This window comes from Actinomycetes bacterium (assembly GCA_036510875.1).
Taxonomy (GTDB): Bacteria; Actinomycetota; Actinomycetes; order Prado026; family Prado026; genus DATCDE01.
Window position 1 is genome coordinate 1 of record DATCDE010000106.1, and the last position, 22,706, is coordinate 22,706.

Genomic DNA, 22,706 nt, shown 5'->3' on the forward strand with positions numbered 1-22,706 from the left:
CGACCAGCCGCTCGTCGAGGTCGCGGGTGTTCTCCACGGCCGCCCGGATGGCGTCCCTGGTGATCTCGTGGAACACCATGCGGCGGACCGGCACCTTGGGCTTGAGCACCTCGAGCAGGTGCCAGGCGATGGCCTCGCCCTCGCGGTCCTCGTCCGTGGCGAGCAGCAGCTCGTCGGCGTCCTTCAGCTTGCGCTTGAGCTCGGCGACCTTCGTCTTCTTGTCGGTGTTGACGACGTAGAGGGGCGTGAAGTCGTGCTCGACGTCGATGCCCAGGCGTCCGACCTCGGTGCCCTTGTACTCCGCAGGAGCCGGCGACTTCTTGTCCGGCAGGTCGCGGATGTGGCCGACGCTGGCCTCCACGTCGTACCCCGGCCCGAGGTAGCCCTTGATCGTCTTCGCCTTGGCCGGCGACTCCACGATCACGAGCCGCCGGCCCCCGGCCGTCGGCTGCTCGTTGTCGGACACGCGACTCCTCGTGACAGTGGGTGGTGGTGAGGCACTGTGGCGCCCCGCCGGGCGGAGTGTGACGGTACACAGGCGCCCTTTGTCAAACCGCGGACAAACCCGCGTCCCTGGCAACCTACGTCGGGAAGGTGAGGAAGCCCTCCTCGAGGAGGGTCCGGACGGCCGGGACCGCTCCCGCGCGCAGCTCCGCCTCGTCCACGCCGAGCCGGTCGGCGACGTCGGCCAGCACGGCCCGAAGCGGCCGGCCGTTGCAGCCGGCCACGACCTCGGCCCCGACCTCGTCGACCTCGCCGCTCCGCCGCAGCCCGTCGGCCTGCCGCAGCCGCTGGGTCAGCAGCGCCAACCCGTCGGACGACGGCACCCACTCCTGGTCCAGCCGCACCTGGGGGTCGACGACCAGTGCGGTGGCCAGCAGGTCGTCGTCGCCGACGGAGCGCAGCCGGTCCTGGCGGTCGAACCAGGCCCGGATCGGCTCACCGAGCGGCTGCTGCACCGGGTGCCGGATCTCCTCGATCCGGGTGACCGGGTGCTCGGCTCCGGAGGCGTGCAGCGTGATCCAGCCGAAGCCGATGCCCTCGACCCGGTCGTCGGCGAGGGCCTGCAGCCACTGGTCGTAGCGTCGCGCGTAGTCGGGGCCGGTGTGGTCGCCGGCGTCCCGCAGCCACAGCTCGGCGTACTCGGCCGGGTCCTGGACCTCGCGCTGCACGACCCACGCGTCGCAACCGGTGGGCACCACCCAGCCGGCCAGCCGCTCCCGCCAGTCCTCGCCCTCCACGTGCAGCCAGTTGGCCAGCACCTGGAGCCAGCCGCCGTCGGCGAGGTACGCCGGTGCCTGGGTGACCAGCCGGCGGCCCACCTCGTCGCCGGGCAGCCCGGAGTCGCGGTAGGTGAACCGCGCCTCTGGCGCGACCACGAACGGCGGGTTCGACACGATGAGCTCGAACCGCTCCCCCTCCACCGGCTGGTACAGGCTGCCCTCGCGCAGGTCGAACGCCATCCCCGACAGGCCCGCGGTCAGCCCAGCCATGGCCAGCGCCCTGGGGTTGCGGTCGGTGGCCACGACCCGGTCGGCGTGGCCGGCCAGGTGCAGCGCCTGCACGCCGCAGCCGGTGCCGATGTCGAGCGCCCGCCCGACGGTCGGCCGCACGGTGATCTGGGCGAGTGTGGTGGAGGTCCCGCCGATGCCGAGCACGTGCCCCCGGGTCACCGGACCGGACACCCCACCGATGCCGGTGCCCAGGTCGGACACCACGTAGGCGTCGAGGGTGTCCGCCGCGTACGGCCGGACGTCGACGAGAGCGTGCACCTCGGCACCGTCGACGGCGACCAGCCCGCCGTCCACCAGTCCGTCCAGGTCGGGCAGGGCGGCGCGGACGGCGTCCAGCCGAACCGGCGCCTGCAGCACGAACAGCCGGGTCAGCGTCTCCCGCGGCGAGCCGCCCGTCGTGGTCCGCAGCGCGGGCACGGTCTCGCCGCGCCCCAGGGCCGCGTAGGCGTGCGGGCCCAGCAGGTCGAGCACGCCGTCCACCGTGTAGCCGGCTGCGACCAGCGCCGACCGCAGCCCCGCCACGCCCTCTGCGGGCAGCCGCGGGCCGGTCATCTCAGGCCTTGGCGTCCGCCGGGAGCTCACCCACGGCGACCGGGCGCCGCTTGGAGACCACCACGGCGCCCACGACCACGAGGACCGCGACCAGCGCGATGCCGTAGCGCAGCGCGTTGCCGTCCAGGGCGAGCGAGACGACGGCCGGGGCGATCAGCAGCGCGACCAGGTTCATCACCTTGATGAGCGGGTTGATCGCCGGGCCCGCCGTGTCCTTGAACGGGTCGCCCACGGTGTCGCCGATGACCGTGGCGGCGTGCGCCTCGGAGCCCTTGCCGCCGAAGTTGCCGTCCTCGACGAACTTCTTGGCGTTGTCCCAGGCCCCACCGGAGTTGGACAGGAAGACAGCCATCAGGGTGCCCGTCGCGATCGTGCCCGCGAGGTAGGAGCCCAGCGCGCCGATACCGAGGCCGAAGCCGACCGCGATCGGGGTGAGCACCGCCAGCAGGCCGGGGGTGGCCAGCTCGCGCAGCGAGTCGCGGGTGACGATGTCGACGACCTTGCCGTACTCGGGCTTCTCCGTGTAGTCCATGATCCCGGGGTGCTCGCGGAACTGCCGCCGCACCTCGAAGATGACCGCCCCGGCCGCCCGGGACACGGCGCTGATGGCCAGCCCGGAGAACAGGAACACCACGGCCGCCCCGATGATCAGCCCGACCAGGTTGCGCGGGTTGGCGATGTTGAGGACGCCGGTGTACTGCAGCGCGTCCTGGACCGTCAGGCCCTTCAACGCGCCGGCGTTCCCGTCCGCGGCGGTGACCACGGCGTCGCGGAACGAGCCGAACAGAGCGGTCGCCGCGAGCACGGCGGTCGCGATAGCGATGCCCTTGGTGATCGCCTTGGTGGTGTTGCCGACCGCGTCCAGCCGGGTCAGGACCAGGGCGCCCTCCCCGTGCACGTCGCCGGACATCTCGGCGATGCCCTGCGCGTTGTCGGAGACCGGCCCGAAGGTGTCCATCGAGACGATGACGCCGACCGTGGTCAGCAGCCCGGTGCCGGCCAGCGCGATGGCGAACAGCGACAGGGTGACCGAGCCCGCGCCCAGAAGGTACGCGCCGAAGACGGCAGCCGCGATGAGCAGCGCCGAGTACACGGCCGACTCGAGACCGAGGCTGATGCCAGCGAGGATCACCGTGGCCGGGCCGGTGAGCGACGACTTGGACACGTCGTCGACGGGTCGCCGGTTGGTCTCGGTGAAGTAGCCGGTCAGCTGCTGGATCGCCGCCGCCAGCACGATGCCGATGAGCACCGCGCCGATGACGAGCAGGCGCGGGTTGAACGTGGTGGCGCTGACCAGGCCGAGGTTGCCGACCACCAGCCCCTTGAGCTGGGTGATCTGCGACGGCAGGAAGGTGAACGCCATGATGGCCACGAGCACGGCGGACACTCCCGCCGAGATGAAGAAGCCGCGGTTGATGGCGCTCATGCCCGAGCGGTCACCCGGACGCGGCGACACCGCGAAGATGCCGATGACGGCGGTGAGGACGCCGATGGCCGGGATCACCAGCGGGATGACGAGGCCGATGTCGCCGAAGGCCGCCTTACCCAGGATCAGCGCGGCGACCAGAGTCACCGCGTAGGACTCGAACAGGTCCGCGGCCATGCCGGCGCAGTCGCCGACGTTGTCGCCCACGTTGTCCGCGATCGTGGCGGCGTTGCGGGGGTCGTCCTCGGGGATGCCCTGCTCGACCTTGCCGACCAGGTCGGCGCCGACGTCCGCCGCCTTAGTGAAGATGCCGCCGCCGACTCGCATGAACATGGCGAGCATGGCCGCACCGAAGCCGAAGCCCTCGAGCACCTTCGGTGCGTTCTCCTTGTAGATCAGCACCACGACCGCTGCGCCGAACAGGCCCAGACCCACGGTGAACATGCCGGCGACCCCGCCGGTCCGGAACGCGATCTTCATGGCCTGCTGCTCACCCGTCGCCTGGGCGGCCGCGGCCACCCGGACGTTGCCCCGCACGGCGAGCCACATGCCCATGTACCCGGTGGTCGCAGAGAACACTGCGCCGACCAGGAAGAAGATCGACCGGCCGATCCGTTCGGACGTGGTGTCGGCCGGGAGCAGGAAGAGCACGAAGAAGACCACGACGGCGAAGACGCCGAGGGTGCGGAACTGGCGGGCCAGGTAGGCCGCCGCCCCCTCCTGCACCGCGGCCGCGATCTCCTTCATTTTCTCGGTTCCCTCGTCCGCGGCGAGCACCTCGCGCACGAGCAGCGCGGCGACCCCCAGGGCGCCGAGCGCGACGAGAGCAACCACGATGACCCACGTCTGGTTGCCCCCGGAGAGGGTGACCGTCCCACCGCTGACGGCGGCGAGCTGCGTCCCGGGCATGCGTCCTCCTCGTCGACAGGTGCGTGCCATCCAGCCACCGGTCGGTGGTGGTCGGACGGATCGTTTAGGCCTCGGAGGGCGATCGACAGCAGCGCACAGCGCCCGTGATCGCCCGGCGGGGCCGGAGTCTAGCCAGAAGCCTGGGCGGCGCCAACGACCGGGGGGCGGTTGCCCGACAGCGGCCAGCCCATGATCACCGTCGAGCCGTCCGGCGCCTCGTGCACCGACAGGTCGTCGACGAGGCCCCCGATGACGACGAGGTCGAGACCGGCGGGCAGCGCGTCGTCGCCCTCGTAACCCTGGCTGGCGTGCTCGGCCAGCTCGTCGAGCGGGTCGGCCTCGGACGACGACCCGCCCGGGACCGCCGCGCAGTCCGCCACCTCGACGACGAACCGGTCCTCGGAGGCGATCATCCGCACCAGCACGGAGGCCGTGGGGCAGCTCGCCTGGTGCCGCCGCACCGCGCGCGCAGCGGCCTCACCGACGGCCAGCCGGACCTCGTCCAGCAGCTCCTCGTCCACTCCGAGCCGGCGGCCGAGCGACACCACGACCAGCCGCGCAGTGCGCACGTGCGCCGGCACCGCCGTGAACCGGAGCTCGACGGTCGACACCCCCGTGCTCCCGCTGCCGTCCACCTACTCCATCGCCTGGACCGCGTCGGCCACCGTGGCATGGATCGGGAAGACCTTGGTGAGCCCGGTGATGCGGAAGATCTTCAGGATCCGCTCCTGGGTGCACACGAGGTGCAGCGCGCCGTCATGGGCGCGCACCCGCTTGAGCCCCCCGACGAGCACGCCGAGGCCCGTGGAGTCCAGGAACTCGACGTTCTCCATGTCGAGGACCAGCCGGTAGTGGCCGGACTCGACCAGGGAGATGATCTCCTCCCGCAGCTTGGGTGCGGTGTACACGTCGATCTCGCCGCCGACCTCGACGACGGTCGCAGCCCCCTCAAAGCGGTGGGCGAGGGAGAGGTCCACAGATCCTCCAGGCGATGGCGTCGGGACGGGCACCGGGCTACGGTGCGCGGCGTTCAACGCCCGATCTAACCACGCAGCAGGCCGACGACCCCGGTCACCGCACGGTGCGAAACTGGACGGGTCGTGAGCACCGTGACCCCCGCACCGACCGCCACCGGCCAGCTGCTCGAGCGGCTGGTGGTCCCGCACGGCCGCTCCGAGCGCCTCACCCACGTCGAGCACGTCCCGGCGCGACCCGGTGTCACGACGCCGTGGCCGCAGTGGGCCGACCCGGCCGTGGTCGCCGCGTTCACCCGGCTGGGGGTGGCTGCGCCGTGGCGCCACCAGGTCGAGGCGGCCGACGCGGCGTGGCACGGCGAGTCGGTCGTGCTGTCCACCGGGACGGCGTCCGGCAAGTCACTGGCCTACCTGCTGCCCACGCTGACCGCCGTCCGGGACGGGTTGGCCGCGCCCGACGGACGCGGCGCCACGGCCCTGTACCTGGCCCCCACCAAGGCGCTGGCCGCCGACCAGCTGCGGTCGGTGGGAGCGCTCGGGCTCGAGGGGGTGCGAGCGGCGTCCTACGACGGTGACACGCCCACCGAGGAGCGCGAGTGGGTGCGGGCGCACGCCGCCTACGTGCTGAGCAACCCGGACATGCTGCACCGCTCGCTGCTGCCGGGGCACGCCCGGTGGGCCCGGTTCCTGCGGACGCTGCGGTTCGTCGTCGTCGACGAGTGCCACACCTACCGCGGCGTGTTCGGCTCGCATGTCGCAGCGGTGCTGCGGCGGCTGAGCCGGGTGGCCGCCCACTACGGTGCCGACCCGGTGTTCGTGCTCGCGTCCGCGACCGTCTCGGACCCCGCCGTGTCGGCCGCGCGGCTGATCGGCCGGCCGGTGACCGCCGTCACCGACGACGCCTCCCCCAGGGCGGCCGCGACCTTCGCCCTGTGGGAGCCGCCGCTCACCGAGCGGGTCGGCGAGCGGGGCGCTCCGGTGCGGCGCTCGGCCGTGGCCGAGACCGCCGACCTGCTGGCCGACCTGGTGGTCGAGGGGCGGCGGACGCTGGCCTTCGTCCGCTCCCGTCGGGGCGCCGAGACCGTGGCGCAGCTGGCCCGCGAGCACGTGGCCGAGGTGGACCCCTCGCTGTCCGACCGGGTGGCCGCCTACCGCGCGGGCTACCTGCCGGAGGAGCGGCGCGAGCTCGAGGCGCGGCTGGTCGACGGACGGCTCACCGGGGTCGCCACCACCTCGGCGCTGGAGCTGGGCATCGATGTCTCCGGGCTGGACGCCGTGCTGCTGGCCGGCTGGCCGGGCACCCGCGCGTCGATGTGGCAGCAGGCCGGCCGGGCCGGCCGGCAGCAGCAGGAGGCCCTGGCCGTTCTGGTGGCCCGCGACGACCCGCTGGACACCTACCTGGTGCACCACCCGGAGGCGCTGTTCGGCCGTCCGGTCGAGGCCACCGTCCTCGACCCGGACAACCCTTACGTGCTGGGACCGCACCTGTGCGCCGCCGCCGCGGAGATCCCGCTCACCGACGACGACCTGCCCCTGTTCGGGCCGGCAGCGCTGCCGCTCCTGGCGGACCTGGTGGCGCGCGGGCTGCTGCGCCGGCGTCCGACCGGCTGGTTCTGGACCAGCCCCGAGCGGGCCAGCGACCTGGCCGACCTGCGCGGCATCGGCGGCTCTCCGGTGCGGGTGGTCGAGGCCGGGACCGGACGGCTGCTCGGCACGGTGGACCCGGGCTCGGCCGACCGGACCGTGCACCCGGGCGCGGTGTACGTGCACCAGGGCGTGACGTTCCTGGTCGAGGAGCTCGACCTGGACGCAGCGGTTGCCCTCGCCACCCCGGCGGAGCCCGACTTCAGCACCTACGCGCGCGAGGTGACCGACCTGCGGGTGCTGGCGATGGAGCGCAGCGTGGCCTGGGGACCGGCCACCCTGTCCTTTGGTGAGGTCGAGGTGACCGCGCAGGTCGTGTCGTTCCTGCGGCGGCGCTTGGGCACCGGTGAGGTGCTCGGGGAGGAGCCGCTCGACCTGCCAGCCCGCACGCTGCGCACCCGGGCGGTGTGGTGGACCCTGCCGCCGGAGGAGGTGGCCGCCGCCGGCCTCGACCCGGCCGACCTGCCGGGAGCGGCGCACGCCGCGGAGCACGCTTCGATCGGCCTGCTGCCGCTGTTCGCGACCTGCGACCGCTGGGACATCGGCGGAGTCTCGACCGCACTGCACCCGGACACCGGGCTGCCCAGCGTGTTCGTGTACGACGGCCACCCGGGCGGGGCCGGGTTCGCCGAGCGCGGGTACGAGGACGCCGCCGAGTGGCTGCTCGCCACCCGCGAGGCGATCGCGTCCTGCGGGTGCGAGTCGGGCTGCCCCTCGTGCGTGCAGTCGCCCAAGTGCGGCAACGGCAACGACCCGCTGGACAAGGCCGGCGCCGTTAGCCTGTTGGACCGGCTGCTCGCCGGCGTCCCCAGCTAGCCGGACGGACCGGCCCGGGCACGGACCTGCAGGTCCGTGCCGGGCCACGGCAGCACCCGGGGGAGCCGGACCGTCACGTCGACGACGCCGTCAACCCGCACGGTGCAACCACGAGCGCCGCGCCGCCGCTCACCCGCCCGGCCGCCCCGCACGGGTCGGGGTCGGCCGCACCGCGAGACCCAGCACCGACACGGTCGCCGCACCCGTGTCCCGCGACGCCCTTTGCCGCGGCCGGCGGCTCACGGCGGCGCCTCCGCATGGTCGGTCGTCCGGCCGGTCGCCTCGTCAGCGGCGACCGCCCGGCCGGCGACGACGAAGGCCGGCAAGCGGGACAGCAGCGGCCCCGGGAGTCGGACCGTCGCCGTCACCGCGACCCGGACCAGGCCGGACTCCCCGGCCACACTCACCTGGGCCCCGGTGGGGGCCACCGATTGGGCCAGCCGGGCCACCTCGGCCCCAGGAACGCGGCCTTGCTGGTCATCAGCGCATCGAGCAGCCGGGCGCTGTCGGCCGAGAGGCTGCCGGCCGCGACCAGCTCGTCGAGGGTGAACGCCGACCGGCGCGGCACCCGCGACGAGACGCACGTCCCCTGCGGCGCGACCGGGGACCGCACCGCTTGCAGCCGGACGTCGGCGTACGGCGCGGCGTCGTCGAGCCGACGTCCCCCGGCGGCGGCCAGCCGCTGCGCGAAGCGACGCGCGGCGGCCTCGTCCGGGAACCGCACCCGGACCCGCTTCAGCCCGCGCCCCCGGTCGACCCACACCTCGTCCGCCGCGTTGACCAGCACGTCGGTCACGGCCGGGTCGGCGACCAGCGGCGCCAGCGACCCGAGCCCGACGATCTCGTTCTGCAGCCGGTCCACCACGGCCAGCAGCTCGGCGTCGCCCAGGACCCGACCCTCGGCCCGCAGCGCCACGGCCACGGCGGCCGCGCTCGGCGGCCCGGCGGGCGCCGCACCGGCCGCGACCGCGGCAGCCAGTCGGCTGCGCACCCGGTCGACCAGCTCCGGAGGCACGGCGGCCGGGGCCGAGCGGTCAGGCAGCGCGGCGCCGACGACGCCCACCGAGCAGCCCCAAGTCGTCGAGCAGCTGGCCGGACAGCCGGGCCAGCGGGCCTCGGCCGGCACGAGCAGGTAGGTGGTCCGGGCCGTGGCGAGGGCGACCTCGGCCGCGGGGTCCGGCCGGCGGGGCAGGTCGACCACCATGAGGTGGCGGCCGCGCCGGGCCGCGCTGACCGCCGCGGCCATGGCCTGGGGGGCACCGCGAGGACGTCGCCGCGGTCCCAAGAGAGCAGGGTCAGGCCGTCGATCCGGGGCAGCGCGTCATCCAGCGCCGCAGTGGCGACCCGGCCGCGGGCCCCGGCCAGGTCGGGCCAGCGCACGCCCTGGAGGTCCTCACCGCCCACCACGAGGTCGAGCCCGCCGCCCAACGGGTCCGCATCGACGAGCACGGTGGCCAGGCTCCGGCGGACGGCGGTCACGGCCAGCGCGGCGGCCAGGGTCGAGGCGCCCGCCCCGCCTCGGCCGCCCACGACGCACACCAGCGGCGCCGCGGACCCGGACTCGACCGCGTCGGCCAGCCGCTCGGCGAGCCACGGCTCGGCGTCCGGCAGGAAGGCCACGTGCCCGGCCCCGACCGCCACCCCGCGCTGACACACCTGCGCGTCGTCCAGGTCGAGGCCCACGAGCACCACGCCGGGGCGCCGGGTCGGGCCGGCCGCGGCCACCTGGTCCGCGAGGTCGTCGCCCAGCAGCACGAGCGGGGCTCGTGGCCACGCCCGCCGGGCCGCGCCGGCGTCGGCCGCCACCTCGACCTCCACGCCGGCCGCAGCGGCCAGCCGCAGCAGGTCGTCGACCAGCCCGGGGTCGGCGGTGGCCAGCAACGGCCGGGCGGCACGGTCCACGGCGTTCTCGTCGAGGAAATCGGGGGATGACGGGCCGAGGGACACCGGGGTCTCCTGGACGACGAGAGAGGCGGACCAGGCCAGCCTGGTCCCCCGCGCATGTCCCGGACCGGTCGCGGTCCGCACCTGTGGAAGGCCACCAGCGACGAATCGGCTGTGGACAGGGGACGGCCCCCGCTGGGGGGGAGAGCGGGGGCCGTCCGCTCGGTCCATGCCCGGGGGGGAGGGGTCCGGATCGAGCTGGTAAGGGTTCGCCGCCTAGAGGTTCCCCCTGACCGTTTTCATGGTGTACCCGGGCGCCGCCCCAGGCAAACCCCCAGCCCGACCGGAACGTCCAGATTCGCCCGGTTGGCCTATCCTCGACAGGTGTCCCCCCCGACCACCGGTCCGCGCGCTGCCGCGTTCTTCGACCTGGACAAGACGATCATCGCGAAGTCCAGCTCGCTCGCCTTCTCGCGCCCGTTCTACCGCGGGGGCCTGATCAACCGGGGCGCGGTGCTGCGCAGCGCCTACGCGCAGTTCGTGTACCTGCTCGGCGGTGCCGACCACGACCAGATGGAGCGGATGCGGGCCTACCTGCAGGAGATGTGCGAGGGCTGGCCGGTCGAGCAGGTGCAGGCCATCGTGGCCGAGACCGTGCACGACCTGATCGACCCGCTGATCTACGCCGAGGCCGTCGACCTGGTCGAGCAGCACCACGCCGCCGGCGAGGACGTAGTCATCGTCAGCTCGTCCGGCGCGGAGGTGGTCGAGCCGATCGGCGAGATGCTCGGCGCCGACCATGTCATCGCGACCCGGATGGTGGTCGAGGACGGCAAGTACAGCGGGGAGATCGCGTTCTACGCCTACGGCGAGCACAAGGCCGAGGCGATCCGCGAGCTCGCGGCCGAGCGCGGCTACGACCTGGCCGCCTGCTCAGCGTACTCCGACTCGGCCACCGACCTGCCGATGCTGGACGAGGTCGGCCACCCGTTCGCGGTCAACCCGGACAAGGCGCTGCGGGCGGCTGCGGCCGAGCGGGGCTGGCCGGTGCTGGACTTCGCCACCCCGGTGGGTCTGCGCCGCCGGACGCCGCAGCTGCCGAACCGCAGGGTCACCCTGGCCACCGTCGGCGCGGCCACCGCGGCCGGCATCGTCTGGTACGCCGGACGCCGGATGGGCCACCGCTCAGTCTGACGCCGTCAGCTCGGCGGCCACCCGCCGCGCGGCCCTGGCGCCCAGCGCCGTCGCCTGGGCGCAGTGCCCCACCCAGGCGGCCAGCCCGTCCGGGTCCCCGCTGCGGTAGCCGTCCAGCGCCTGCGCGTAGGCGTCCGCTCCCAGCTCCAGATGGCCGACCTCGGGGATGGTGACCCCCTTCGGGTCCAGCCCGCCGGCGAGCAGCGCCAGCCGCGACGATGCCCGGGCCACCAGCCCGTTGGCCACGACGAACGGCGCCAACGCGAGCAGCTCGCCGTGGACGACGGCCGCGACGACGACGGCCGGGGTCCGCCCCGGGGCGGTGACGGTCTCCGCCAGCGCGGCGAGCCGGGAGCTCACCTGCGGGTCGGGACGCGGCCGGCCCAGCTCGGCGTCGGGGGCCAGCCCGGCGCCGGCCAGGCTGGCCAGCCGGGCCATCGCCTGCAGCGGCGCCCGCTGCCACACCGCGGCCAGCCCGGCGACCTCAGTGGTCACTCGCAGCGCCGCGTGCCGCAGCGCCGCATGGGCGTCGTCCGGGAACGCCGGGTGGAACGCGTCCTGTTCCCCAGGCGCGCCCTCCAGCACGGCCGAGGCCCAGGCCCCGCGGCGCAGCCCCTCGGCCCCGACCTCCGCGACCCGGCTGCGCAGCTCCGGGCGCATCAGGTCGCGCAGCAGCCCATCGGTGGCACCCCGTGCGGCCTCCACCGCCTCGAACACCCCGGGGAGAGCGGCTAGGGCGTCCAGCGGCGCAGTCACGGCCCCGATGCTCGCAGCCGCGCCCCTGGCGGACGTTCCGCGGGGTGCCGCTGCGCCTCGGCTGTGCGCTCAGTTCGGCCGCGGACCTGCAGACCTACCCGATAGGCTGCCCACCGCGTCACAGAGTGCCCGCGCCCGCGGGGCGGCCGCACCCGGAAGGGCGTGCGCCACCGCGCTGTTGACGGGACGAGGGGCTGACGTGACGCGAAACCGACGGCGGGTCGGCACCTGTCTGGGCGTGCTCGCGGCCGCATCGGCCATGGTGGCGGCGGTCTCTGCGGTGCCGGTCCAGGCCGTGGTGGCCGCGGGGGCCGCCGACTCCGTGGAGCGGGTCTTCGGGGTCGACCGGTTCGCCACCGCGATCTCTGTGTCCCAGTCACTGTGGGCGGACCACGGGGCCGACCCCACGGCCCAGGCTGGCGCGGTCGTGCTCGCGCGCTCGGACGACTTCACTGACGCGCTTGCGGGGGTGCCGCTGGCGGCCGACAGGGGCGGACCGCTGCTGCTCACGCCGACTGCCACGCTGCACCCGAGCACCGAGGCCGAGATCAAGCGCATCCTGCCTCCCGGCGCGACCGTGTACCTGCTCGGAGGCATCGGGGCGCTGAGCCAGGCAGTCGCGGACAGGGTGACCGCCGACGGGTTCGTCCCGGTGCGCCTGGGCGGTGCCACCCGGATCGACACCGCCCTCGCCATCGCCGACGCCCAACCTGCAAGCAGCGACCTGGTGCTGCTCACGACCGGCCTGAACTTCCCGGACGCCCTCGCCGCCGGGGCCGCCGCCGGCGCCAAACACGGCGTCGTCCTCCTCACGCAGGGCAGCACGATGCCCGCAGGCGTGACGAAATGGATCACTGCGCACAAGACCTCCGCGTCGGTCGTCGCGGCGGTCGGCGGGCCGGCCGCCGCGGCCTACCCCACCGCTGACCGCACCCTCGTCGGCGCTGACCGGTACGCCACCGCGACCCTGGTGGCCAACGAGTTCTTCACTCAGCCCGCCCCTCCGGCGAGGTTCGCCCTGGCCAGCGGCGTGAGCTTCCCCGATGCGCTTAGCGGCGGCGCCTGGGCGGCCACCGTCGGCGTCCCCATGCTGCTCACCCTGCCGACGACCCTGTCCTCCGCAACCGCCTCCTACCTGACCGCGCACACGGCCACGATCACGGGCGGAGTCCTGCTCGGCGGCCCCGGCGCCGTGGACGAGCCCACCCGACTCGCTGCGGAGGCCCTAGTCCTCGTCCCCGTCCCTGTCGCGCCGGTCAGCCCGGCAGCGTCCGTCGACCTCGGTCCCACCATGTCACCCCGGCCCGATCCGTCCGTGACCGACTTCGTGGTGGCCTGCCCCTCGGGGACGGCCACGGCCACCGTCACCGCTCAGGCCGGCGGCTCCGTGGTGCTCGACGGCCATCCGGCGCTCACAGCGTCGGAGAGCGTCACGGTTCCGCTGGCCCCGGGCCAGGCGGTGCGCTGGACGCTGGCCTGGCCGGGCCGAGCCGCCGTGGAGCAGCAGGCGCGCTGCCTCCCCGCGGACTTCCCGGCGTGGCAGGCCACCCGAACGGGGACTCCGGCGAGCCAGTGGTACGTGCTCGCTCCGACGTCCGGGACTGCTGCTCCCGCCATCGGGAACCCGTTGTACGTCGTCGTCGCGGACGACTACGGCACCCCGGTGTGGTGGCAGTCGGTGACGAACTATCGACCCGTCGACGCCAAACTGTCTCCCGGTGGGGGGCTGATATGGGCCGAGGCGGGCATCTTCTACTCACTGGCCTCGGTGTACCACCAGGTCGGCTGGGACGGCACCGCCCAGGGGGTCGTCGGTGCGGGAGCCCAACTGGACCAGCACGACCTAGTTCCTGCCCAGGGGGGCGGGTGGTACGCGATCCGTTACCTGCCGCGCGACTGCGTGGGGACTGGCACCGACTGCACGGACATGACGGCGTTCGGCGGCTCGACGGCCGCGACCATCATCGACTGCGAGATCGTCAAGCTGGACGCCGCAGGCTCTGTGGTCTGGACCTGGAAGACCCGTGACCACCTCGCGTTCGCCGAGTGGGCCGATCTGGTTCCCACCTCGCACATCGAGCAGGCCCATGCGGTGATCAACGGCAACGACTACTGGGACATCATCCACCTCAACTCGGTGGAGGACGACGGCGACGGCCTCATCATCTCCTCGCGCAACCTCGACGCCGTCTACCGGATCAACAAGTCTGACGGCTCGATCGACTGGAAGCTGGGTGGCACCCCAACGCCGAGGAGCTTGGCCGTCCCGGGCGCGGACAGGTATCCCCTCCTCAACTCCCAGCATGACGCGCGCCGGCTGCCGAACGGTCATGTCACGGTGTTCGACAACGGCACCGAGGGGCTGCGCGTCCCTCGCGTGCTGGAGATGGCCGTCGATCCGGTGACACTCACCGCATCGGTGGTGCGCACGGTCCGGGACGCGCGGGAGACCTCCTCTCCCTGCTGCGGCAGCGCCCGGCCGGTAGCGTCCGGCGGGTTCGCGATCGCCTGGGGTGGCACCGGCTTGTTCACCGAGACCGACGCGGCGGGCAGTCCGGTGCTGTCCATCGACCTCGGGGCCGTCTTCAGCTACCGCGTGGTGCCGGTGCCACCCGGCGAGGTGTCTCGCGCGACCCTGCAGTCGGGCATGGACGCGATGCACCCGCGGCCCACTGGCGGCTAGCCCCTCCCGCGCTGCGTCATCGAGGACAACGGCTTCGCGAGGTACCTGTTCGGCGCTAGCGTCCTGCCGTGTCGTCCGAGGTCGCCGGTGCCCTGGTGGGGATCGCCGCGGCCGGACTGGCGCTGCTGCTGTGGCGGCTGCGCTCCGGCGACCGCTCGCTGGGCTCGGCCGCCGATCGGACGACGTACGCCACCCTGCACACGGCGTCCCAGGCCTCGCCGCACCTGCGTGGGGGGCTGACGGCGGACGGCGCCCGCCGGGCCGTGCGGCCGCTGCGCAACCTGCTCGCCGCCCCGGCGCTGGCCCTGGTGTCCACCGACGCCGTCCTGGCCTGGGACGGCATCGGCGAGGAGTACCGAGCCCACGCCCTCACCGACGCCCGCACCACGCTGGAGACCGGTCGCACCGTGCCGCTCGGGCCGGACCGGCCGGGGGCAGCGCTGCACGAGTCACTGCAGCACGCCGTGGTGGCACCGCTGGTCCTCGACGAGGTGGTGGTGGGCGCGCTCGTGGCCTACGCGCCGGTCGACTCGGCCGGCCTTCTGCGGGCGGTCGACGAGGTTGCGCGGTTCGCCTCGACCCAGCTCGAGCTGGGCGAGCTGGACCGCTCGCGCGAGCGCACCATGGAGGCGGAGGTGCGGGCGCTGCGCGCGCAGATCAGCCCGCACTTCGTCTACAACGCGCTGTCCGCGATCGCGTCGTTCGTGCGCACCGACCCGGAGCGGGCCCGCGAGCTGCTGCTGGAGTTCGCCGACTACACCCGCTACTCGTTTCGCAAGCACGGCGACTTCACCACGCTGTCCGCCGAGCTGGAGTCGATCGACCGCTATCTGGCGCTGGAGCGGGCCCGGTTCGGCGACCGGCTGTCGGTCACTGTGCGGGTAGCCCCCGAGGTGCTCTCGGTGGCGCTGCCGTTCCTGTGCCTGCAGCCGCTCGTGGAGAACGCCGTCCAGCACGGCCTGGCCCCGAAGCCAGGGCCGGGCAACGTGCAGGTCGTCGCCGAGGACGCCGGACCGGAGTGCCTCATTACGGTGGAGGACGACGGCATCGGCATGGACCCGGCCGAGCTGCAGCGCGTCCTGACCCGGGAGACCACGAACGACAGCATCGGCCTGGCGAACGTCGACGAACGGCTGCGGTCGGTCTACGGCGACGCCTACGGTCTGCTGATCGAGACCGCCCCGGAGGCCGGGACCAAGGTCTCGCTCCGCATACCCAAGTTCCGTTCGGGGGTGCACGCCACGTGACCGAGGACGCCGAGGCCGGCCGCCCAGCGGAGCGCCGGCTGCGGCTGCTCGCCGTAGACGACGAACCGGCCGCGCTGGCCGACCTGGCCTGGATGCTCAGCCAGGACCCGCGGGTGGGCAGCCTGCGCAGCGCCGACGACGGGCCGACCGCGCTGAAGGCGCTGCAGGAGGAGACCTTCGACGCGGTCTTCCTGGACATCCGGATGCCCAGCCTTGACGGCTTGGACGTCACCCGGGTGCTCAGCCGGTTCGCCGAGCCGGTCCCGGTCGTCTTCGTCACCGCCTACGAGGACTTCGCGATCGACGCGTTCGAGCTCAGCGCGGTCGACTACGTGCTCAAGCCGGTGCGCCAGGAACGTCTCGCCGAGGCCATCCGCCGGGTGGCCGCGGCCACCGGTCCGGCCACGGGCGAGACGGCCGCGGAGCCCGACGAGACCATCGCGGTCGAGCTGGGCGGGGTGACCCGGTTCGTGCGCCGCTCCGCCGTGCGGTTCGTGGAGGCGCACGGCGACTACGCCCGGCTGCACACGGCCACCGAGAGCCACCTGGTCCGGGTGTCGCTGGCCGCCCTCGAGGAACGCTGGCTGCCGGCCGGGTTCGTCCGCATCCACCGGCGGTACCTCGTCGCGACCCGCGAGATCGTGGAGCTGCGCAGCGACTCGGGCCGCGCCAGCGTGGTGCTCAACGGCGACGTCGAGCTGCCGGTGGCCCGGCGGCACGCGCGGGACGTCCGGGAACGGCTGCTCCGGGCCAGCCGGCCGGACCGTAGCCGGCCGGCCGGCGGTGGGCCGTGACCGAGCCGACCGGGCGCCCCCGGCGGGTCGCCGTCTCCCACCCCCGCACCAGGGCTGCCCGGCGCAGCGGCGGCTACGTGCCGCGGGGCGAGCTACGGGCCATGACCCCGATCGGGGCGCTCTACCTGCGCTCGCTGATCCGGTCCCAGCTGCGGCTTTCCTTCGTCGTGCTGGCCGGGCTCGGGCTGGCGATCGGGCTGCTGCCGGTGCTGGCCGTCGTCTCGCCCCGGCTGGTCAACGTGCGGGTCCTGGGGCTCCCGCTCCCGTGGCTGGTGCTGGGCGTCCTCGTGTTCCCCGCGATGGTCGGGGCCGCCGCCTGGTACGTACGGGCGGTGGAGCGCACCGAACGGCAGTTCGTCGACCTGGTGGAGCACCAGTGAACACTGGCGCCGGGCTGGCAGCGATCAGCCTGGTCGTCGTGGCCACGGTCCTCATCGGCGTGTACGGGCTGCGGGTCTCGCGGACCACCTCGGACTTCATGGTGGCCTCCCGCAGCGTCCCGCCCGCGCTGAACGCCTCGGCCATCTGCGGCGAGTACCTGTCCGCGGCGTCCTTCCTGGGGGTCGCCGGGCTGGTGCTGCTCAACGGCATCGACGCCTTGTGGTTCCCGATCGGGTACACCGCCGGGTACCTGGTCCTGCTCGTCCTCGTCGCGGCGCCGCTGCGCCGGTCCGGCGCCTACACGCTGCCGGACTTCGCCGAGGAGCGGCTGCGGTCCCCGCAGGTCCGCATCATCACGGCCGTGCTCGTCGTCGTCATCGGCTGGCTGTACCTGCTGCCGCAGCTGGAGGGGGCCAGCCTGACCCTGGCCACGGTGACCGGGGCGCCCCGATGGGCGGGGGCCACCCTCGTCGCCGTCGTGGTCGTGGTCGTCGTGACCGCCGGCGGCATGCGCTCGATCACCTTCACCCAGGCGTTCCAGTACGCCATCAAGCTGGTCGCCATCTCGGTGCCGGCGATCGTGCTCATCGCGGTGTGGCGGGGCCACGGCACCCCCGACCCGTTCCACGGCGCGTGGGCCGAGCCGCTGGCTCCCCGCCAGGGCCGTTCGCACCCGCTGTACACCACCTATTCGCTGGTGCTGGCCACCTTCCTCGGCACCATGGGGCTGCCGCACGTGCTGGTGCGCTTCTACACGAACCCGGACGGCCGGGCCGCCCGGCGGACCACCGTGGCCGTGCTCGCCTTGCTCGGGCTGTTCTACCTGTGGCCGCCGGTCTACGCCGCGCTCGGTCGGGTCTACACGCCGGACCTGGCCAACAGCGCCACCGCCGCGGACACCGTCGTGCTCGTGCTGCCGCAGCGGATGGTCGGCGGGCTCGGCGGCGAGCTGCTCGGCGCCCTGGTGGCGGCCGGGGCCTTCGCCGCGTTCCTGTCCACGGCGAGCGGGCTGACCGTGTCGGTCGCCGGCGTCCTGACCCAGGACCTGCTCAAGGGAGGGGTGCGGTCCTTCCGGCTGGCCACCGTGGTCGCCGTGCTGGTGCCGCTGGGCCTGACCCTCGGGCTGCGGTCGTTGGACCTGGCCAGCGCCGTGGGTCTGGCCTTTGCGGTGGCGGCGTCAACGATCTGCCCCCTGCTCATCCTGGGCATCTGGTGGTCGCGGCTGACCGTGCCCGGCGCCGTCGCCGGGCTGGCGGTCGGGGCAACCCTGGCGCTGGCCGCCGTGGCCGCGACCTACCTGAACATCGCCGAGCGGGGGTGGCCGGCCGCGCTGCTCGCCCAGCCGGCCGCCTGGACGGTGCCGCTGGCGTTCCTGTCCGCCATCACCGTGTCGCTGCTGTCGCCGCGCCGGATCCCGGGACACACCCCGCAGCTGATGCTGCGCCTGCACGCCCCGGAGGGGCTGCTGGCCGTGGAGAGTCCCGTCTAGGCCCAATACCGTTCAATTAGATCACCACGGCCTGGTCGGGTGTTCGGTTGGGTTGAGGCCAGTCGCGGTGGCGCGCCCGTTTGACGCACCACTTGGTGTACTTGCGTTTGACGACGCGAAGGTTGGCTCGAGGTCGTCGACGCGGCAACAGCCGGCCGATGAGTTCACCGATGGCATGGCGCCGAGCCGGCCAGCCTTGTCGTTCTCCTCAGGGGGAAAGGCGCCCTGCTGGGCGATGGACCTGCGGGAGATGCGGAGCGCGGCCACGAACGACACTGCGTCCGGGTCACGGCCAGCGTGTGCTGCGGCGTCGAACATCAGCGTGCGGATCGCATAGTGGCAGCACAGGTGTCCCCAGATCTCCTGGGTGACTAGTTCGGGGGACTTCGAGCGCAAGACGACCCGTGCGCCGCGCTGGTGGGTCTTGAGCTCATCGAAGGCGGTCTCGATCTCCCAGCGCTGCGCGTAGGCAGCGGCCAGCTGCTTGGCGGGGGCCTCGCGGTGATCGAGCAGCGTCGTGACCAGCCGGAACTCATCGGTAGGGTCACGGCCGGCCTCGATCGAGTAGCCGATGACCCGGACCCGGGCCGGGTGCTGACGTCGACGGTCGGCAGTGGAGTGAAAGACATCGGCCAGCCAGGACCCGTCAGGCAGGTTCTTCACGGCCTCCAGAATCAGGTTGTCCTTCACCCTCCAGAGCAGGTCAGCCCCTGTCCCACAAGCCTTCTCCCCTGCCGCGGAACTGTAGAGACCCCGATCGGCCAGGCACAGCATCCCCGGGCGCAGCCGCCCGAGCAGCTGCACGGACAAGGCAGCCTCAGACGTTGTGTAGGGACCGATCTCGGCCTCGAACATCGCATGCGTGCCGCACTCGGCCAACGCGACGACCCGGGCTTGCGGGAACGCAGAGCGTTCCCCCTTGTTCACTCCGGGACGGCCGAAGAACTCATCGTTAGCCACCGTGTCGGGTAGGTCCAGGCAGGTCCCGTCGATCGCAACCAGACGCCGGCCGGCCAGCCAACACTCGGGCGTGACCTCGCTGGCCAGCGGCTTCGCGACCCGCGAGAACAGCAACGCCATCGGCTCGGACCCAAGGCGGTCACGCGCATGAGAGATAGCCGCCTTGTTCGCCAGCTTCGGCGACGCCTCGTCCCGTTCCGCCCACGCCAGACCCTCGGAGATCAACGCCAGCACGTCCTCATAGGAACCCTCACAGTGCAACGCCATCCCCATCGCGAGTACGCCATCGACCGGGCCGGCAACGACCGCCGACGCTGCTCAGTCGACCGCACTCCGCGATCACGCCGTCGACGATCTCCGCGGGGAACACCTTCATCAGCAGACCCACCGACACCAGATCCGGCAACCGCCGGTCCGACTCGGACTTCCTCCAACCAGAACGAGGCACACCTACAAACTACATCCATGTAACTCTATTTGAACGGTATTGCGTCTAGGCCCGGCCAGCCGCTCGGCGCAGCTTCACCACCGTTCATCCCCGACCGTTCCCCCGTATGCCGCAAGGATCTTGCCTCTCGTCGCGCGGACGACCCGTTTCCCTCCCGTCGACGTCCGGACGCCGCACACTTCGAGCCGTAAGTGACGTGCGTCACACCCGACCCAGCCCCCGGGTCCGGGACCACACCCAAAGGAGAGGTGCGATGTCCACGCAGGTCAACGAGAGCACTAACGCCCCCGGCCTCGACCGTCCCGCCGTGGTCGAGGCCAACCCGGGGGCCTTCATCGCCGACCCGGGCCCACTTGGACTCGCGGGCTTCGCGATGACCACGTTCATCCTCAGCGTCTTCAACGCGCACATCCTCGATGCCAGCCTCGAGGCCGTCGTCCTGCCGGTCGCGCTGTTCTACGGCGGCCTGGCCCAGCTGCTCGCCGGCATGTGGGAGTTCAAGAAGAACAACACCTTCGGCGCACTGGCGTTCACCTCGTACGGCGCCTTCTGGCTGTCGTTCGCGGCCCTGGTCAAGTTCATCGCCGCCGGCCTGCCGCCGGCCACCGCGCACCAGGCCGTCGGCCTGTACCTGCTGGCCTGGACGATCTTCACGCTGTACATGACGATCGCCTCGGCCCGGACCAGCGGCGCCGTGTTCGCCGTGTTCGTCATCTTGTCGCTGACCTTCATCTTCCTGACGATCGGCGAGCTGGGGCCGAACACGTCGATGACCAAGGTCGGTGGCTACCTGGGGCTCCTCACGGCCATCGCCGCCTGGTACGCCTCGGCCGCCGGCGTAACCAACGCCACCTGGAAGCGCACCGTCTTCCCGACCTGGCCCCGCGCCTAGGTCTGCGAGCGCGGGGGTTCGGCCGATCCCTTGTCGGCTGGCCCCCGTGCTGGCAGGTTGGCCCCAGATCCCGAACCGACGCCGAGGAGAGCACTGGTGAGCAACGAAGCCCTGGAGAACTTGCTGCAGGAGGACCGGCGGTTCCCGCCCTCCGACGCGTTCGCCGCGCAGGCCAACGCCAAGACCGAGATCTACGAGCGGGCCGCCGCCGACCGGCTGGCCTTCTGGGCCGAGCAGGCCAACCGGCTGACCTGGGCCAAGCCGTGGGACCAGGTACTCGACTGGTCGGACGCGCCGTTCGCCCGCTGGTTCGTCGGCGGGAAGATCAACGTCGCGGTCAACTGCGTCGACCGGCACGTCGAGGCCGGTCGGGGCGACCGGGTGGCGATCCAGTGGGAGGGCGAGCCGGGCGACACCCGCACGATCACCTACGCCGACCTGCACCGTGAGGTCTGCCGGGCAGCGAACGCGCTCACCGAGCTCGGGGTCCGCTCCGGCGACCGAGTCGCGATCTACCTGCCCATGATCCCCGAAGCTGCGGTCGCGATGCTCGCCTGCGCCCGTCTGGGGGCACCCCACTCGGTTGTCTTCGGCGGGTTCTCCGCCGAGGCGCTGCACTCTCGCATCGACGACGTCGGCGCCCGGTTTGTCATCACCGCGGACGGCGGCTACCGGCGCGGCACCGCGACCGGCCTCAAGGCCGCCGTCGACGAGGCCGTCACCTTGTCTCCGTCCGTGGAGAAGGTGCTCGTCGTCCGGCGGACCGGGCAGGACGTCGCCTGGACCGACAAGGATGTGTGGTGGCACGAGATCCTCGAGCGGCAGCCGGACACTCACGAGGCGGACGCGTTCGACGCCGAGCACCCGCTGTTCGTGCTGTACACCTCTGGCACCACCGCGAAGCCCAAGGGCATCCTGCACACCACCGGTGGCTACCTCACCCAGGCGTCCTACACACACTCGGTGGTGTTCGACCTCAAGCCCGAGACCGACGTGTTCTGGTGCACCGCCGACGTCGGCTGGGTGACGGGACACAGCTACATCGTCTACGGGCCGATGGCCAACGGGGCGACCCAGGTGATGTACGAGGGCACCCCGGATACCCCCCACAAGGGGCGGTTCTGGGAGCTGGTCGAGAAGTACAAGGTCAGCATCCTGTACACCGCGCCCACGACGATCCGCACCTTCATGAAGTGGGGCGAGGAGTTCCCCGGGAAGTTCGACCTGTCCTCGCTGCGCCTGCTCGGCTCGGTCGGTGAGCCGATCAACCCCGAGGCCTGGATGTGGTACCGCCGGGTCATCGGCGGCGACCGCTGCCCGATCGTGGACACCTGGTGGCAGACCGAGACCGGCGGCATCATGATCAGCCCGTTGCCCGGCGTGGCCACCACCAAACCGGGCTCGGCCATGCGGCCGCTGCCCGGCATCGAGGCGAACGTCGTCGACGACCAGGCCGCGGTGGTGCCGAACGGCTCCGGCGGGTACCTGGTGATCCGCGAGCCGTGGCCGGGGATGCTGCGTGGCATCTGGGGCGACCCGGAGCGGTACAAGCAGACCTACTGGTCCCGGTTCGACGGCTACTACTTCGCCGGCGACGGGTCGAAGAAGGACGCCGACGGCGACCTGTGGCTGCTCGGCCGGGTGGACGACGTGATGAACGTGTCCGGGCACCGGATCTCGACCACCGAGATCGAGTCGGCGCTGGTGTCCCACCCGTCGGTCGCCGAGGCCGCCGTGGTAGGCGCCTCCGATGCCACGACCGGCCAGGCCATCGTGGCCTTCGTGATCCCGCGCGGCGCCGGCGCCGAGGTGACCGACCACGCGCCGTTGGTCGCGGAGCTGCGCAACCACGTGGCCCACGAGATCGGCCCGATCGCCAAGCCCCGGCAGATCTTCATCGTGCCGGAGCTGCCCAAGACCCGGTCCGGCAAGATCATGCGCCGGCTGCTCCGCGACGTCGCCGAGAACCGAGAGATGGGCGACGTCACCACCTTGACCGACAGCTCCGTGATGGACTCCATCTCCGGCCAGCTCACCATCGGGAGCCCCGAAGGCTGACCCTGTCCCAGGTTGACCGGGCCACGGGCGCGGCCGGGTCACCGAGCCTGGTCAACCTGCGGCCGGATAGGGCCTGGATAGGTTG

18 protein-coding genes and 1 pseudogene are annotated in these 22,706 nt (G+C 72.9%); 10 read left to right on the forward strand and 9 right to left on the reverse strand.

Annotated elements, in window-relative coordinates; genetic code table 11:
• From VIM19_05950 to VIM19_05970, 5 genes are all read right to left on the reverse strand, one after another.
• A partial coding sequence (locus VIM19_05950; protein HEY5184441.1) for a toprim domain-containing protein occupies nucleotides 1–466 on the reverse strand: 466 nt, incomplete at its 3' end.
• A 115-nt stretch (nucleotides 467–581) separates the two neighbouring features.
• Nucleotides 582–2,066, reverse strand: coding sequence for a class I SAM-dependent methyltransferase (locus tag VIM19_05955; protein HEY5184442.1), 1,485 nt, complete (start codon nucleotides 2,064–2,066; stop codon nucleotides 582–584).
• Nucleotide 2,067: 1 nt separating this feature from the next.
• The gene (locus VIM19_05960) at nucleotides 2,068–4,401 is read right to left on the reverse strand and encodes a sodium-translocating pyrophosphatase (GenBank protein HEY5184443.1); all 2,334 of its coding nucleotides are present in this window, start codon (nucleotides 4,399–4,401) and stop codon (nucleotides 2,068–2,070) included.
• 128 nt (nucleotides 4,402–4,529) lie between these two features.
• Complete coding sequence (locus VIM19_05965; protein HEY5184444.1) at nucleotides 4,530–5,012, reverse strand: ATP-binding protein; 483 nt, start codon at nucleotides 5,010–5,012, stop codon at nucleotides 4,530–4,532.
• 24 nt (nucleotides 5,013–5,036) lie between these two features.
• Nucleotides 5,037–5,378, reverse strand: coding sequence for an STAS domain-containing protein (locus tag VIM19_05970; protein ID HEY5184445.1), 342 nt, complete (start codon nucleotides 5,376–5,378; stop codon nucleotides 5,037–5,039).
• A 123-nt stretch (nucleotides 5,379–5,501) separates the two neighbouring features.
• Here VIM19_05970 and VIM19_05975 point away from each other — a divergent pair, with 123 nt between their 5' ends.
• Nucleotides 5,502–7,835 carry a DEAD/DEAH box helicase gene (locus tag VIM19_05975; GenBank protein HEY5184446.1) on the forward strand — a complete coding sequence of 778 codons (2,334 nt, stop codon included), beginning with the start codon at nucleotides 5,502–5,504 and terminating at the stop codon, nucleotides 7,833–7,835.
• Between the two features lie 239 nt (nucleotides 7,836–8,074).
• Here VIM19_05975 and VIM19_05980 read toward each other — a convergent pair whose 3' ends face one another.
• Together VIM19_05980 and VIM19_05985 are read right to left on the reverse strand one after the other, a co-directional pair.
• Nucleotides 8,075–8,242, reverse strand: a complete 168-nt coding sequence (locus tag VIM19_05980) for a hypothetical protein (protein HEY5184447.1) — start codon at nucleotides 8,240–8,242, stop codon at nucleotides 8,075–8,077.
• Nucleotides 8,239–9,081, reverse strand: coding sequence for an ATPase, T2SS/T4P/T4SS family (locus tag VIM19_05985; GenBank protein HEY5184448.1), 843 nt, complete (start codon nucleotides 9,079–9,081; stop codon nucleotides 8,239–8,241). Before VIM19_05985 ends, VIM19_05980 begins: the two co-directional genes overlap by 4 nt.
• Nucleotides 9,082–9,455: 374 nt before the next feature.
• Here VIM19_05985 and VIM19_05990 point away from each other — a divergent pair, with 374 nt between their 5' ends.
• Together VIM19_05990 and VIM19_05995 are read left to right on the forward strand one after the other, a co-directional pair.
• On the forward strand, nucleotides 9,456–9,767 hold the full coding sequence (locus tag VIM19_05990) for a hypothetical protein (protein HEY5184449.1): 312 nt from the start codon (nucleotides 9,456–9,458) through the stop codon (nucleotides 9,765–9,767).
• Nucleotides 9,768–10,103: 336 nt separating this feature from the next.
• A complete protein-coding gene (locus tag VIM19_05995; GenBank protein ID HEY5184450.1) occupies nucleotides 10,104–10,913 on the forward strand; it encodes an HAD-IB family hydrolase in 810 nt (269 codons plus the stop codon).
• On the opposite strand, the gene VIM19_06000 is transcribed toward VIM19_05995, so the two are convergent.
• Complete coding sequence (locus tag VIM19_06000; GenBank protein ID HEY5184451.1) at nucleotides 10,905–11,669, reverse strand: oxidoreductase; 765 nt, start codon at nucleotides 11,667–11,669, stop codon at nucleotides 10,905–10,907. The two genes, VIM19_05995 and VIM19_06000, sit on opposite strands and share 9 nt — an antisense overlap.
• Nucleotides 11,670–11,868: 199 nt before the next feature.
• Here VIM19_06000 and VIM19_06005 point away from each other — a divergent pair, with 199 nt between their 5' ends.
• The 5 genes from VIM19_06005 to VIM19_06025 all read left to right on the forward strand — a co-directional run bounded on the left by VIM19_06005 (nucleotide 11,869) and on the right by VIM19_06025 (nucleotide 18,263).
• Nucleotides 11,869–14,352 (forward strand): cell wall-binding repeat-containing protein, encoded by a 2,484-nt coding sequence (locus tag VIM19_06005; GenBank protein HEY5184452.1) that lies wholly within the window; start codon nucleotides 11,869–11,871, stop codon nucleotides 14,350–14,352.
• 68 nt (nucleotides 14,353–14,420) lie between these two features.
• Entirely contained in the window at nucleotides 14,421–15,599 is a 1,179-nt protein-coding gene (locus VIM19_06010; protein HEY5184453.1) for a histidine kinase, read from the forward strand.
• Nucleotides 15,596–16,393, forward strand: coding sequence for a LytTR family DNA-binding domain-containing protein (locus tag VIM19_06015; GenBank protein HEY5184454.1), 798 nt, complete (start codon nucleotides 15,596–15,598; stop codon nucleotides 16,391–16,393). Before VIM19_06010 ends, VIM19_06015 begins: the two co-directional genes overlap by 4 nt.
• Nucleotides 16,390–16,773 carry a hypothetical protein gene (locus VIM19_06020; protein HEY5184455.1) on the forward strand — a complete coding sequence of 128 codons (384 nt, stop codon included), beginning with the start codon at nucleotides 16,390–16,392 and terminating at the stop codon, nucleotides 16,771–16,773. The genes VIM19_06015 and VIM19_06020 overlap by 4 nt, the downstream gene beginning before the upstream one ends.
• Nucleotides 16,770–18,263 (forward strand): cation acetate symporter, encoded by a 1,494-nt coding sequence (locus tag VIM19_06025; GenBank protein ID HEY5184456.1) that lies wholly within the window; start codon nucleotides 16,770–16,772, stop codon nucleotides 18,261–18,263. Before VIM19_06020 ends, VIM19_06025 begins: the two co-directional genes overlap by 4 nt.
• A gap of 210 nt (nucleotides 18,264–18,473) precedes the next feature.
• Here the strand turns inward: VIM19_06025 and VIM19_06030 are convergent.
• A pseudogene (locus VIM19_06030) lies at nucleotides 18,474–19,671 on the reverse strand (IS4 family transposase).
• 253 nt (nucleotides 19,672–19,924) lie between these two features.
• On the opposite strand from VIM19_06030, the gene VIM19_06035 reads away from it, so the two are divergent.
• Nucleotides 19,925–20,563 carry an acetate uptake transporter gene (locus VIM19_06035; protein HEY5184457.1) on the forward strand — a complete coding sequence of 213 codons (639 nt, stop codon included), beginning with the start codon at nucleotides 19,925–19,927 and terminating at the stop codon, nucleotides 20,561–20,563.
• A 96-nt stretch (nucleotides 20,564–20,659) separates the two neighbouring features.
• On the forward strand, nucleotides 20,660–22,621 hold the full coding sequence (gene acs, locus VIM19_06040) for an acetate--CoA ligase (protein HEY5184458.1): 1,962 nt from the start codon (nucleotides 20,660–20,662) through the stop codon (nucleotides 22,619–22,621).
• The last annotated feature ends 85 nt before the right edge of the window (nucleotides 22,622–22,706 follow it).